This is a genomic window from Streptomyces microflavus (assembly GCF_014650075.1).
Taxonomy (GTDB): Bacteria; Actinomycetota; Actinomycetes; order Streptomycetales; family Streptomycetaceae; genus Streptomyces; species Streptomyces microflavus.
The window spans coordinates 344,989-358,641 of the sequence record NZ_BMUG01000005.1 but is presented as its reverse complement, the minus strand read 5'-3'; the positions used below and the strand labels follow the sequence as shown (position 1 = coordinate 358,641).

Sequence of the window (13,653 nt, the reverse complement as noted above, 5' to 3'; positions counted from 1 at the left end):
CTAACCCAGAACCGCCATCGCCGCGTTGTGGCCGGGCACCCCGCTGACCCCGCCGCCACGTACCGCACCCGCCCCGCAGAGCAGGACGTTGGCGTGGGCGGTCTCCACGCCCCACCGCCCGGTGGTGTCGCTCTCGTACGGGAAGGAGAGGTCGCGGTGGAAGATGTGGCCGCCGGGCAGGCGCAGATCGCGTTCGAGGTCGAGCGGGGTCTTGGCCTCGATGCAGGGTTCGCCGTTCTCGTCGAGGGCCAGGCAGTCGGTGACCGGCTCCTCCAGGTGGGCGTCGAGTTCGGCGAGGGTGGCCTTGAGCAGGGCGGCGCGGGTGGCGTCGTTGTCGGCGGCGAAGAGCCGGGCCGGGGTGTGCAGGCCGAAGAGGGTCAGGGTCTGGTAGCCGCGCGCGGCGAGGTCGGGGCCGAGGATCGAGGGGTCGGTCAGCGAGTGGCAGTAGATCTCGGACGGCGGGGCGGCGGGGAGCCGGCCGGCCGCCGCGTCCCGGTAGGCGTCGGCCAGCTGCCCGTACCCCTCGGCGATGTGGAACGTACCGGCGAAGGCCTGCCGGGGGTCGACGGACCGGTCCCGGAGGCGAGGGAGCCGGGTGAGCAGCATGTTCACCTTGAGCTGGGCGCCCTCGGCGGGCGGCGGTGGGGTGTCACCCAGGAGGGTGGCGAGCGCCTGCGGGGAGGCGTTGACGAGCACGCGGCGGGCGGCCACGACGTGTTCGCCGTCCGGTGTGCGCACGGTGACCTCGGCATGGGTGCCGTCGGTCTCGATCCGGGTCGCCTCGTGCCGTACGCGGATCTCGGCGCCCGCCGACCGGGCGGCCTGGGCGAGGGCGTCGGTGAGGGCGCCCATGCCGCCGATGGGGACGTCCCAGTCACCGGTTCCGCCGCCGATCACGTGGTAGAGGAAGCACCGGTTCTGGAGCAGCGAGGTGTCGTGGGCGTCGGCGAAGGTGCCGATCAGGGCGTCGGTCAGCACCACGCCGCGTACCAGGTCATCGGTGAAGTTCCGCTCGACGGCCACCCCGATGGGCTCCTCGAACAGGGTCCGCCAGGCCTCGGCGTCGTCGATCCGGGCCCGCAGCGCGTCCCGGGCGGGGAGCGGCTCGGTCAGGGTCGGGAAGACCCGTTCGGCGACCCGCTGCGTCATGGCGTAGAAGCGCTGCCAGGCCGCGTACTCCCCCTCTCCGCCGGTCAGCGCGGCGAAGGACTCCCGGGTCCGGTCGCCGCCGACGAGCAGCCCGGTGGGGCGCCCCTCGCGGACGACCGGGGTGTAGGAGGAGACGGTCCGCTTGCGGACGGCGAAGTCCAGCCCGAGATCGCGGACGATCTTCCGCGGCAGCAGGGAGACCAGATAGGAGTAGCGCGAGAGGCGGGCGTCGACGCCGGCGAAGGGCCTGGTCGAGACCGCCGCTCCCCCGGTGGTGTCCAGGCGTTCCAGGACGAGGACGGACTGTCCGGCGCGGGCGAGGTAGGCGGCGGCGACCAGACCGTTGTGGCCGCCGCCCACGATCACGGCGTCGTAGCGGCCCCGGGTGGGGGCGTGCGGCTGGTGGGCGGGCGACTGGGCTGCGGACGGCTCGGGTGCGGGCATGCACCTTCGTAACATGCGGGGCCGCGTCCCGGCCAGAGGTGGCCCCGGGCCCGTAACCGCAGGCCGGGACCGTGGTCAGTGCGGCGGCAGCGCGTTCTGAGCGCGGTGGGCGGCGAGCGTGCGGTACAGCCCGGCGGCCTCCTCGGTGCGGCCGAGCCGGTCCAGGCAGTGCGCCTCGTCGTGGCGGGCGGCCAGGGTCTCCGGGTGGTCGGGGCCCAGCACCCGGCCGCGCGCCTCGGCGACCTGCCGGTAGGCGGTGAGGGCGTCGGGCCACCGGCCGAGCCAGCCGAGGGCGACCGCGACCTCGCGGCGGCTGATCACGGTGTCCGGGTGGTCGGGGCCGAGGGTGCCCTCCCGGATCACGCACACCTCGCGCGCCTCGATGAGCGCCTCCTCCCAGTGGCCCATCCGCCCCAGGTTGACGCCCAGGCCGTGGCGGGCGCGCAAGGTCTCGGCGTCGGACGGGCCGCCCACCCGCGTACGGTCGGCGACCAGGCCCCGGTACAGCTCCAGGGCCTCCGCGCTGCGGCCGAGCCGGCCGAGGCTGATGCCGGCCTCGTAGCGGGCGGCGAGGGTGTCGGGGTGGTCGGCGCCGAGGGTGGCGGCACGGGCCCGGGCGACGTCCTGGTAGGTCTCCAGGGCTTCCGCCCAGCGCCCCAGCCGGCCCAGGGTGTAGGCGACCTCGTACCGGGTGGCGAGGGTGTCGGGGTGGGTCGCACCGAGCAGCCGGGACCGGTCGTCGGCGACCTGGCGGGCCAGCTGCCACGACTCCTCGGGCCGCCCGAGCCGGCTGAGGTTGAACGCGAGGTTGTGGCGGCAGCGCAGGGTGTCCGGGTGGTCGGGGCCCATGGAACGTTCCCGGGCGGCGAGGACCGCCGCGTACACCTGGTGCGCCTCGAAGTGGCGGCCGAGCTGCCCGAGGACGTAGGCGGTCTCCTGCCGAGCGGCGAGTGTCTGCGGGTGGTCGGGGCCCAGGGTGCGTTCGCGGCCCGCGGCGACCTGGCCGAATTCGCGCAGCGCGTCGGCGGCCCGGCCGGTGCGGCTGAGGGTGAAGCCGACCTCGTAGCGGCTGGCGAGGGTGTCGGGGTGGTCGGGGCCGAGGACGCTCTCGCGCCGGGCGGCGACCGCGCGGTGTACGTCGCCCGCTTCCTCCCAGCGGCCCAGCCGCCCCAGGTCGATGCCCGAACTGTGGCGACCGGCCAGCTCGGCGAGGAGGCCGGGCGTGGCGGCGGGCCGGGCGTGCGGGAGGCCGGTGGAGCCGTCGGCGCCGGTCTGCGGGGCGGTGGCGGTGCTCGTCGCGGTGGTCCACCGGCCGGTCAGTCCTGCGGCGGGGTCGGGGAGGTGGATCCCCCGGTTCAGGGAGCCGGTCGCCTTGTGCCCGGTGGTCATGTTCCCTGCCCAGGCGGGCAGTTCGGGGTCCGGGCGGTCGGGGGCCGGGCGTTCGCGGTCCCGGCGGTCGGGCTCCTGGCGTTCAGGGGTTGGGCGTTCAGGGGCCGGGCGTTCAGGGGTTGGGCGCAGGACGGCGGGCGGAGGGGCGAGGTGCCCGCCGGTCAGGGCCGCCGACGGGTACGCGAGGCCGGTCACCGGCTGCTCGCCGGTGCGGCCGAGGACGATGCGGCGGCGCAGATCGCCCGCGTCGGCGGGCCGCTCGTCGGGGGCCTTGGCCAGCAGGTCCAGGACGACCCGGTCGAAGAAGCCGGGGAGTTCGGCGCGGTGGGTGCGCAGCGGTTCGGGCTGGGTGTCGCGGTGTCCCACGAGTACGGCCCAGGCGTCGTCCAGGTCGAACGGCGGTACGCCGGTGGCGATCTCGTACAGCACACAGCCCAGCGAGTAGAGGTCGCTGCGGTGGTCGACCTCCTTCCCGCCGATCTGCTCGGGCGACATGTAGTGCGGGGTGCCCATGGCGATGCCGGTGGTGGTGAGGCGGGAGGTGACGCCGATGTCGTGGCCGAGGCGCGCTATGCCGAAGTCACAGATCTTCACCGTGCCGTCGGTGAGCCGCATGATGTTGGCGGGCTTCAGATCCCGGTGGACGATGCCCTGCCGATGGGTGTAGCCGAGCGCGTCGGCGACCTGCTCGGCGATGTCGACGACCTGTTCGACGGGGAGCGGACGCTGCTGGTTCCCCTCAAGCAGCTGGCTGAGGTTGTGCCCGTCCAGCAGCTCCATGACGAGGTAGAGGACGCCCTCGTGCTCGCCGAAGTCGTGGACGACGGTGATGCCCCGGTGCTGGAGGGAGGCGGCGACCCGGGCCTCGCGGCGGAAGCGTTCGCGCAGGACGCGGGTGAACGCCCGGTCGTGCTGGGGGCCCATGGGCTTGAGGCATTTGACGGCGACCAGGCGGCCCAGCGACTCGTCGCGGGCCCGCCACACCTCGCCCATGCCGCCGCGCCCGATCAGATCGAGCAGCCGGTACCGGCTCTGGATCAGCCTGGTGTCCGCCATCTGCCGCTTCCCGCCCCCGTCGTCCCCGCTGCTACCGCTGCGCCCTCCCCGGCCCGTCCAGTATGGCGGCCTCCCGGCGGAGCCGGTACGCGGCGGGGCGGCTGCCGGGGCCGAGGCGGGCCATGGCCTTGAGAATGTGCCCGGGTGGCAGCTGCCAGCGCAGCCGGTCCGGGATCGCGCGCAGTACGGCCCCGGTGGCGCGCAGCCGCCGGTCGACGGTGGCCGGTGGCGGTGCGGGTCTGCCGTACAACGCGTGGGCGTACGGGGGCAGTGACTGGTAGGCGAGTGCTGCCACGCGCCGCCAGACGAGGGCGCGCGCCGGGCGGAGCAGGGGGTGGACGGGCGGGTTGCGGAGGAAGTCGTCGACGTCGGCCGCCTCGGGCCCCAGGGCGAGTTCGGGGCGCACCCGCTCGAAGTAGGCGGCGAGCGCGGCGGCCGTGGCGGGCACCTGCGCCGGGTCGAGGCCGACGAGACGGGCTCCGGCGCGGTGTTCGTCGACGTAACGGTCGGCCTGGGCGTCGGTGAGGGGGAAACCGGAGCGGCGCTGGACCTGGAGGTAGGAGTCGACCTCGGCGCAGTGCACCCAGAGGAGGAGCGCCGGTTCGTCGATGCCGTACGTCTCCCCGGTCGCCGGGTCGGTGGCCTTGAGGGTGCGGTGGATCTTCCGGACCCGGGCGCCCGCCTGTTCGGCGGCGGCGGTGGTGCCGTAGGTGATGGTGCCGACGAAGGAGGCGGTGCGCAGGAGCCGGCCCCAGGCGTCGCGGCGGAAGTCGGAGTTCTGCGTCACGCCGCGCACGGCGCGCGGGTGCAGGGCCTGGAGGTAGAGGGCGCGGATGCCCGCGATCCACATCATCGGGTCGCCGTGCATCTGCCAGGTGACCGATCGGGGGCCGAAGAGGCCGGGGTCGGCGTCGTTCATCCGCGTGTACCTCCGGCTCGGCGGTGTACTCGGGGCGGTGCACTCGGGCGGTGTACTCGGGGGCGTGCAATTCCGGGGCGGTGCACTCGGGCGGTGCCAGGACGCGTAACAAGATCAGGAACAATGGTACGGCGCCGGGCTCCTGCCGGGCAGGGGCGCGGGCGGGACAGCGCCTCGGGTGACGAGCGACAAGTGGGGGGATCATGCCCAGATGGGGACTGCTCGTGGAGCAGAACCTCGGGTTCGGCGGGCAGCGCCGGGTCTGGTCGGCCGGCGTCATGGAGCATGTGGACGGCACGCGCGAGGAGGCCCTGGAGGTCCTGCGGCAGCGGGCCGAGACGTACCGGCCGGTGCATCCGACGAGCCCGAAGCGCCGGAGGCTCTACCGGGAGAGCGACGGGTTCGTGCTGGTCCTGGACGGGGCCTGGCAGAGCTTCCACTGCAGGTTCACGGTGATCGAGCAGCTCTACGACAGCGCCGCGCCGGAGCCCGAGCCGCCGGCCCTCCCGGAACCGGAACCGGTGCAGCCGCCTCCGCCGGTGCGGCGCCGCCCGGTGGTACCGCCGGAGCCGCCGCGGGCGTGGGACGCGGATGTTCCCGAGGTCCCGTCGTGGCTGGACCGCGACCGGCCGTCCTGATGGGGGCATGCGGGGCCGGTGATCAGGACACCGCGGCGGGCAGGGAGACCCCCGTCAGCTGTTCGGCGGTGGCCCAGAGCCGGGCGTTGGCGGCGGGGTCGAGAGCCCGGCGGGTGATGCGCGCCGGGGCGGTCGGGCCGACGAGCCCGAAGCGGCCGCCGGGGCCGTAGTAGCCGCCGGGGACGGCCCCGGGGTCGGCCGCCGCGTACAGCAGCGGTTCCGCGCCCTGCTCGGGGAGTTGCGAGGGCAGCACGGTGAACGAGTTGAGCAGGGAGCGCTTGGGCTTGTCCCGCCCCAGGCTCGCGCCCGCCGTCTGCAGGTTGGTGCGGGTGTAGCCGGGGTGGGCGCCGGTGCTCAGCAGGTTCCAGCCGCGCTCGGCGGCGATGTCGGCCAGCTGCCGGGTCAGCATGAGGTCGGCGAGCTTGGACTGCGCGTAGCTCAGGTTGGGGCTGTAGCGGCGGCGCTCCCACTGGAGGTCGTCGAAGTGGATCCGGCCGTAGGTGGCGGTTCCGCTGCTCATCGTGGCGACCCGGGGTGCGGGGGCGGCCAGGAGCAGCGGGAGCAGACGGACGGTGAGGGCGAACGGCCCGAGGAAGTTGCTGCCGAACTGGAGCTCGAAGCCGTCGGTGGTGGTCATCCGGGCGGGCGGGGCCATCACGCCCGCGTTGTTGAGCAGCAGGTCGAGCGGGGTGCCGTCGGCGATGAGCCCGTCCGCAAACGCCTCGACGGAGGCCAGGTCCGCGAGGTCGATGCGGCGGACCTCGATCCGGGCCCCGGGGTGCTCGGCCAGGATCTCGGTGCGGGCCTGCTCGCCCTTGGCGGGGGTGCGGACGGCCAGGACGACCTGGGCACCGGCCTCGGCGAGGCGGCGGGCGGCTTCCTTGCCGGTGCCGCTGTTGGCGCCGGTGACGACGGCGAGTTTTCCGGTCAGGTCGGGCACGGCGTACATGGCGGGCTCCTTCGGTGGCGGGCCGGACCCCCCGTAAAGGACCGGCGGTCTGTTGCTCCTCCGAAGCTAGCAGACCACCGGTCCGATAACAACAGACCGAGGGTCTGTAGGGTGGTGTCATGACAGAGACGCCTTTCCGTCGCGCCCGCAGCGAGGAGCAGCGCGCCGTACGCCGACAGGCGATCCTCGACACCGCGGCGGCGATGCTCACCGAGCTGCCCGTGGCACAGGTGAGCCTGAACGAACTGAGCCGCCGCGTGGGGCTGGCGAAGTCGAACGTGCTGCGCTACTTCGAATCGCGCGAGGCCGTCCTGCTGGAGCTGCTGGGCAGCGCGCAGCGCGAGTGGCTGGCGGGCCTGGCGGAGGAGTTCGCGGCGGCGGTGGACGACGCGGCACCGGTCGCCGAACGGGCCGACCGGGTCGCCGCCGTACTGGCCGACTCCCTCGCCGCCCGGCCGGTGCTCTGCGATCTGATCAGCGCCCAGGCCGCGGTGCTGGAGCGGAACGTGTCGGCGGAGGTGGCGGCCGAGTACAAGCGCGCGGCCATCGCGAACGTGATGGAGCTGGGGCGCCTCATCGGGGAGCGCGTACCCGAGCTGGACGCCCACCGGGCGGGTCGTGTGGCTGCTGGAACCCTGCTGGTGACGGGGGCGATCTGGACCCATGCGCAGCCGTCGGCGGCAATGCTCGCCGCCTATGAGGCCGACCCGCAACTGGCGGCCCTGCGGCTGGACTTCACCGCCACCCTGCGCGAGATGCTGCAGGTGCTGCTGGCGGGGGCACTGGCGCGGGGGTGACCCGGGCTGCCGAGGGCTCGCCGACGACGCACCGGGGCCGGGGGCTGCGCGGCTGGTCCTCGGGCGGGCACACCGGACAGCAGCACGACGAAGCCGGGGCCGGGGGAAGACCTCTCCCCCGGCCCCGTACGCTGCTCCCCCGCGTCAGCCCCCGACGTACGCCGCGAGGTGCTCGCCCGTGAGGGTGGTGCGGTCGGCGACCAGGTCGGCCGGGGTGCCCTCGAAGACGATCCGGCCGCCGTCGTGACCTGCGCCGGGGCCGAGGTCGATGATCCAGTCGGCGTGCGCCATGACCGCCTGGTGGTGCTCGATGACGATCACCGACTTTCCGGACTCGACGAGCCGGTCGAGCAGCCCGAGGAGTTGCTGCACGTCGGCCAGGTGCAGACCGGTGGTCGGCTCGTCGAGGACGTACACCCCGCCCTTCTCGCCCATGTGGGTGGCCAGCTTCAGCCGCTGCCGCTCGCCGCCGGAGAGCGTGGTGAGCGGCTGGCCGAGGCTGAGGTAGCCGAGCCCGACGTCGGAGAGGCGGGTGAGGATCCTGTGCGCGGCGGGGACGCGGGCCTCCCCCTCGGCGAAGAACTTCTCGGCCTCGTCCACCGACATCGCGAGCACCTCGCTGATGTCTCGGCCGCCGAGGTGGTGGTCGAGCACCGAGGCCTCGAACCGCTTGCCCTCGCACTCCTCGCAGACGGTGGCGATGCCCGCCATCATCGCCAGGTCGGTGTAGATGACACCGGCGCCCTTGCAGGTGGGGCAGGCGCCCTCGGAGTTGGCGCTGAACAGGGCCGGCTTCACACCGTTGACCTTGGCGAACGCCTTGCGGATCGGTTCGAGCAGCCCGGTGTACGTCGCCGGGTTGCTGCGCCGCGAACCGCGGATCGCGGTCTGGTCGATCGAGACCACGTCCTCACCCGCCGGGATCGACCCGTGGATGAGCGAGCTCTTGCCGGAGCCGGCGACCCCGGTGACCACACAGAGCACCCCGAGCGGGATGTCGACGTCGACGTCCCTCAGGTTGTGCGCGGACGCGCCGCGGATCTCCAGCGCGCCGGAGGGCGTACGGACCTTCTCCTTCAGGACGGCCCGGTCATCCAGGTGACGGCCGGTGAGGGTGCCGCCGGCCCGCAGCCCTTCCACCGTGCCCTCGAAGCAGACGGTGCCGCCCGCGCTTCCGGCGCCGGGGCCGAGGTCGACGACATGGTCGGCGATGGCGATCGCCTCCGGCTTGTGCTCGACGACGAGCACGGTGTTGCCCTTGTCCCGCAGCCGCAGGAGCAGGTCGTTCATCCGCTGGATGTCGTGCGGGTGCAGTCCGATGGTGGGCTCGTCGAAGACGTACGTCACATCCGTCAGGCTGGACCCGAGGTGGCGGATCATCTTGACGCGCTGCGCCTCACCGCCCGACAGCGTGCCCGAGGGCCGGTCGAGGGAGAGGTAGCCGAGGCCGATCTCCACGAACGATTCGAGGGTGCCCAGCAGTGCGCCGAGCAGGGGCGCCACCGAGGGCTCGTCCAGCTCGCGGACCCAGTCGGCCAGGTCGCTGATCTGCATGGCGCAGGCGTCGGCGATGGAGATCTTCTTGATCTTCGAGGACCGGGCGCCCTCGCTGAGGCGGGTGCCCTCGCACTCGGGACAGGTGGTGAAGGTGACCGCGCGCTCCACGAAGGCGCGGATGTGCGGCTGCATCGCCTCCTTGTCCTTGGAGAGGAACGACTTCTGGATCTTGGGGATCAGCCCCTCGAAGGTGAGGTTGACGCCCTCGACCTTCACCTTGGTCGGTTCCCGGTAGAGGAAGTCCTGCATCTCCTTCTTGGTGTACTTGCGGATCGGCTTGTCCGGGTCGAGGAAGCCCGACTCGGCGTAGGTCCGTACCGTCCACCAGCTGTCCGACTTCCAGCCGGGGATGGTGAACGCGCCCTCGGCGATCGACTTGGTGTCGTCGTACAGCTGGGTGAGGTCGATGTCGGAGACCGTGCCCCGGCCTTCGCAGCGGACGCACATGCCGCCGGTACGGGTGTAGGTCTGCTTCTCCGTCTTCGTCCCGGCGCCCCGCTCGACGGTGATCGCGCCGCTGGCCTTGATGGAGGCGACGTTGAAGGAGAAGGCGTTCGGAGAGCCGATGTGGGGCTTGCCGAGCCGGCTGAAGAGGATGCGCAGCATGGCGTTGGCGTCGGTGGCGGTGCCGACCGTGGAGCGGGGGTCGGCGCCCAGCCGCTGCTGGTCGACGATGATCGCCGTCGTCAGCCCTTCGAGTACGTCGACCTCGGGCCGGGCCTGCGTCGGCATGAAGCCCTGCACGAAGGCGCTGTAGGTCTCGTTGATCAGCCGCTGCGACTCCGCGGCGATCGTGTTGAACACCAGAGAACTCTTGCCCGAGCCGGAGACCCCGGTGAACACCGTCAGCCGGCGCTTCGGGATCTCGATGTCGACATCCTTGAGGTTGTTCTCGCGCGCCCCGTGCACTCGGATGACTTCGTGGCTGTCGGCGATCGGCGGCGCAGGCGTCCGCGATCCGGTTCTCTCGGCCTTGCTCATCGTCTCTCCATCTGTTGCGCGGGGCCGCCGCTCACGCACGTCCGCGGCGGCCCCGGCTCGGTCTCGCCGGCTTCGGACAGCAGGTCTCATTCTCGTGGCCCCGGTCCCGCCCGGCAGCGGAACCGGTCCTTCGGCGAGGTCAGTGCTTACGCGGCTGGTTGAAGCGCAGCATGTTGCCGGCCGGGTCGCGGAAGGCGCAGTCACGGACGCCGTACGGCTGGTCGATCGGCTCCTGGAGCACCTCGCCGCCCGCGGCGCGGATGCGCTCGAAGGTCGCGTCGACGTCGTCGGTGGAGAAGATCACGCCGCGCAGCAGGCCCTTGGCCAGCAGCTCGGCCATGGCCTGCCGGTCGGCGGCCGGGGCGTTCGGGTCGGCGAGCGGCGGTTCGAGGACGATCTCCACGTCCGGCTGCGCCGGGGAGCCGACCGTCACCCAGCGCATCCCCTCGAACCCGACGTCGTTGCGTACCTCCAGGCCGAGAACGTCCCGGTAGAAGGTGAGCGCCTTGTCGTGGTCGTCGACGGCGATGAAGGTCTGTGCGAGCTTGATTTCCATGTGCTTCACGCTACGGGCGGGGGTGCCCCTTTTGCTTCTCCATTCCTGACCGGTCGCGTGTGGATCTTGGCGACACAGGCCGGGATGGCGGCGCCCTCCTCGTGCGGTCGCGCCCGGTAGGCGCTGGGGCTCTCGCCGACCAGCTCGGTGAAGCGGGAGCTGAACGACCCCAGCGACGTACACCCGACCGCGAAGCAGACCTCCGTCACCGACAGGTCCCCGCGGCGCAGCAACGCCTTGGCCCGTTCGATGCGGCGGGTCATGAGGTAGCTGTACGGTGTCTCGCCGTACGCGGCACGGAAGCTGCGGGAGAAGTGGCCGGGCGACATGAGAGCGCCGCGCGCCAGCGCCGGAACGTCCAGCGGCTCCGCGTAGTCGCGGTCCATCCGGTCACGGGCCCGGCGCAGCCGGACGAGGTCCTCCAGCGTCACGGGGTCATTCTCCCATGCGTACCCGTTCCGGTCTCAGAGCGAGTACATGCCCTGTGGCACGTGGAAGCGCTGGAGTGCGTCGGAGAGTGCCGTGGCGCTCTGATCGGGGTCGAGAAGATCGCGTACGGCCCGCCAGGCGGTCTCGTAGTCCGAGCATGCCTGCTGGGCAGCGGCCTGCTTGACGACGGCCGCAGAAGCGCCGTTCTGCCGCACGGCGGCCAGCCACTGGGTGCTCAGGCGGATCGGGGAGAGGCGGTTGGCCGAGCCGTTCGCGCCCACCGCCACGGCAAGGCTCAACGCCGAGAGGCGCTTCTCGAAAGTCTCCTCGAAACTTCTGATCCTCTCCTGCACGCCGTCGACCGTGTCCCAGGCCGCTTCGTCCAGCAGGTCGTCCATCTCGGGCAGCCTCGACGGAAGCCCGCACCTGACCAGCAGCCTCCTGTCGGCGACCTCCCTGACGCGTTGCAGGAGTCGCTCGCGGTCGCGCCAGTTGCGTCCCTGGTTCGAGGCGATGCGTTCGACGCACCGCCAGAGCTCGGCCTCGCCGACGAACCACTCGCTCAGCACGTACGGCTCGGCGGGAAGCTGCCCGCGACGCAGGCGCCAGGTGTGTTCCATGACCGCCGCGCATCCGCTCAGCAGCTGCCTGCCGTAGGCCTTCATCTCCGGCCTCAGAGGGCGTTCGGGCCGATGACGGTCCGGCGCGGCGTGCGGGTAGGTCTCCCGTTCGAAACGGATGAAGCGGCTCTCCTGGCGCAGTTTCTCCATGTCCGGGTCCTCGATGAGCAGCCACGACCGGGTGACCGGATGGAAGCCGCTCACATCGGCGTGCCCCACGCCCTCGAGTTCGTCCACTGCCAGGTCGGCGAGGGCTCGGCGTTCCTGGCTTCCCGACTGCCCCCGGGTTCCGTTCATCGCCACCGCGTACACACACGCGGCGTTGTAGTTGTCCTGCCACAGGCGCCAGCCCGGGGACAGCCATCGGTGCACCCCGCGGAGGCCGCCCCTGGCGCTCCTGATCCCGCGCGCGAGCGTGTCCGCGGAGGAGGGCCAGGACAGGGGGTTCTCCAGAAGCTCCATGCGGTCGCTCCCCGCGTCCTCGTGGGCCCAGGCCAGCCGCAGGGGCGCCCATACATCCCGGTTGAGCCGCAGGGAGGTCCGGGTGAGTGTTCCGTGAGCCCGGACGAACGGGTGCCGGAGGCGGATCATGCGGGGATAGTCCGCGGCGAGTTGCTGCATCTCCTCCTTGCAGGCGAGCTGAAAGATCTCACGGACGGTCGGATACCGCCGTCGCCGCTCTCCGAGTTCCGTCTCCAGCCACTCCCTGACGGGTCCTTCCTGGTCCGGCCCGAAGGGCTCGGCCCGGCCGGGCGGCTTGAGCCCCGTGAAGGCACGCCAGTGCCGTGCGGCGAGGGCGGGGGCGAGGGCCTGCCGGATCTGCTTCCGGGCGTGCGTCCGCCGCGGGCACGGCGGATCGTCGCCCTTGCACCACTGATCGGCGGTCCGCTCCGCCACCCCGAGGACGACGGCGTAGCGGAAGCGCGCTTCCAGGACACCGCCCCGCCACCAGCCGTAGCGATGACGCAGGGTCCGGCGCGGGTCCCAGGAGCGCATCCCTGTCCGCGCGTTGCGCTGCGCGCTGTTCCGGCCGTCCAGGCGGAGGGCTCCGTAGTAGGTCTCCAGGGCGTCGAGGTGGAGCCAGAGCTGCTCCTGTATCCCGGCGATCTGCGTGCGGAGGTAGAGGTTGGTCGGGTCGAACCGCAACGCCTCGTAGTAGCTCTCCAGCGCGTCGTCGAACTTCCGCTGCCCGCTGAGCTCCCGGGCCTGCTGGCAGGCGGCGAACAGCTCGGGCGGCAGGTCCCGGCCGCACCACTCCTGCCAAGGGGGACGCCGGCCGGCCCGGGTGACCGGCACCAGCGTTGCCATCACCCAGTATCCCGCCTCCTGTATCGCGTCCTCCCATGACCGACTCCAGATCGATTCCGTGCGGCTGCCCCGGATCGCGTAGGAGGTGACGGTGACGGTGATGCCGAAACCGGGCTCCTGCTCCCGGAGCCGGAGGACTCCGCGAACCGTGTAGGCGATCTTCGGTCGCAGGCGGCTGAAGAGGCGGAGCAGGCTGGTGCCCAGCTTCTTGGGTTCGAGGTCGACGTCCCCGAGCAGATCGAGGAAGTTGTCGGCCGGTGCCTCCGCGGGCAGCGCGGTCGGGGGGTAGAGGTTCGTCTCCGACAGCTGCTTGCGCAACTGCGCGCTCAGCCCCTCCAGTTGCTGCTCCATCCCCGGGGCGGAGGAGACGAGCTTCTTCACGTCCACGGCCCCCGGCTTGTGGGCGTAGTACATGAGCATCCAGCGCCGGAGCGCCACGAACAGGAGGATGAGAAGCAGCAGACAACCGAGCCTCGCGCTGAACGAGGCGCCGTCGCTGCCCCCCTTCACCAGGCGAGAAGCGCCCTCGATGAACTGCATGAACCACTCGGCGGGGCCCTCGAAGACGGTTGTCCAACCCTCCGCCTGCCAGGGTTCCCCTTGGCCGCCGACAGCGCGGACCACGGCGACCAGGGCGGCGAGGACGGCGAGTGTCAGCGCGGCCGAACGCGTCACATGAGGCGCTCGTAGCGAGGCCGCATCCGCAGGGGACTGGTGCTCGGAACGAGAGAACATGGCTGCCTCTGATCGCGATCGCCTTCACCACCAAGTGTTCTACATTCTGACCTCCCGGCAAACCGACCCGGCCCGAGGGGTGCCCGAGCCCGGTGGGAGGTCTGCGGACTGCCGCATGGCCATCAG

At 72.2% G+C, this 13,653-nt stretch carries 10 protein-coding genes; 2 read left to right on the top strand and 8 right to left on the bottom strand.

The window, feature by feature from the left end:
• The 3 genes from IE264_RS16755 to IE264_RS16745 form a co-directional block, all read right to left on the bottom strand.
• A complete protein-coding gene (locus IE264_RS16755; protein WP_032754459.1) occupies positions 1–1,593 on the bottom strand; it encodes a phytoene desaturase family protein in 1,593 nt (530 codons plus the stop codon).
• A 75-nt stretch (positions 1,594–1,668) separates the two neighbouring features.
• On the bottom strand, positions 1,669–4,038 hold the full coding sequence (locus IE264_RS16750; protein ID WP_032754457.1) for a serine/threonine-protein kinase: 2,370 nt from the start codon (positions 4,036–4,038) through the stop codon (positions 1,669–1,671).
• A gap of 31 nt (positions 4,039–4,069) precedes the next feature.
• Positions 4,070–4,957 (bottom strand): oxygenase MpaB family protein, encoded by an 888-nt coding sequence (locus tag IE264_RS16745; RefSeq protein ID WP_032754454.1) that lies wholly within the window; start codon positions 4,955–4,957, stop codon positions 4,070–4,072.
• Between the two features lie 203 nt (positions 4,958–5,160).
• On the opposite strand from IE264_RS16745, the gene IE264_RS16740 reads away from it, so the two are divergent.
• Positions 5,161–5,595 carry a hypothetical protein gene (locus tag IE264_RS16740; RefSeq protein WP_015606711.1) on the top strand — a complete coding sequence of 145 codons (435 nt, stop codon included), beginning with the start codon at positions 5,161–5,163 and terminating at the stop codon, positions 5,593–5,595.
• Positions 5,596–5,617: 22 nt separating this feature from the next.
• On the opposite strand, the gene IE264_RS16735 is transcribed toward IE264_RS16740, so the two are convergent.
• Entirely contained in the window at positions 5,618–6,544 is a 927-nt protein-coding gene (locus tag IE264_RS16735; RefSeq protein ID WP_032754451.1) for an SDR family oxidoreductase, read from the bottom strand.
• Positions 6,545–6,663: 119 nt separating this feature from the next.
• Here IE264_RS16735 and IE264_RS16730 point away from each other — a divergent pair, with 119 nt between their 5' ends.
• Positions 6,664–7,341, top strand: a complete 678-nt coding sequence (locus IE264_RS16730; RefSeq protein WP_032754449.1) for a TetR/AcrR family transcriptional regulator — start codon at positions 6,664–6,666, stop codon at positions 7,339–7,341.
• Between the two features lie 144 nt (positions 7,342–7,485).
• On the opposite strand, the gene IE264_RS16725 is transcribed toward IE264_RS16730, so the two are convergent.
• The 4 genes from IE264_RS16725 to IE264_RS16710 all read right to left on the bottom strand — a co-directional run bounded on the left by IE264_RS16725 (position 7,486) and on the right by IE264_RS16710 (position 13,467).
• Entirely contained in the window at positions 7,486–9,879 is a 2,394-nt protein-coding gene (locus IE264_RS16725; RefSeq protein WP_032754448.1) for an ATP-binding cassette domain-containing protein, read from the bottom strand.
• A gap of 139 nt (positions 9,880–10,018) precedes the next feature.
• A complete protein-coding gene (locus IE264_RS16720) occupies positions 10,019–10,435 on the bottom strand; it encodes a VOC family protein (RefSeq protein WP_031126608.1) in 417 nt (138 codons plus the stop codon).
• Between the two features lie 5 nt (positions 10,436–10,440).
• On the bottom strand, positions 10,441–10,866 hold the full coding sequence (locus IE264_RS16715; RefSeq protein ID WP_015606716.1) for a helix-turn-helix transcriptional regulator: 426 nt from the start codon (positions 10,864–10,866) through the stop codon (positions 10,441–10,443).
• 33 nt (positions 10,867–10,899) lie between these two features.
• Positions 10,900–13,467, bottom strand: coding sequence for a hypothetical protein (locus IE264_RS16710; protein ID WP_032754446.1), 2,568 nt, complete (start codon positions 13,465–13,467; stop codon positions 10,900–10,902).
• Between the last annotated feature and the right edge of the window lie 186 nt (positions 13,468–13,653).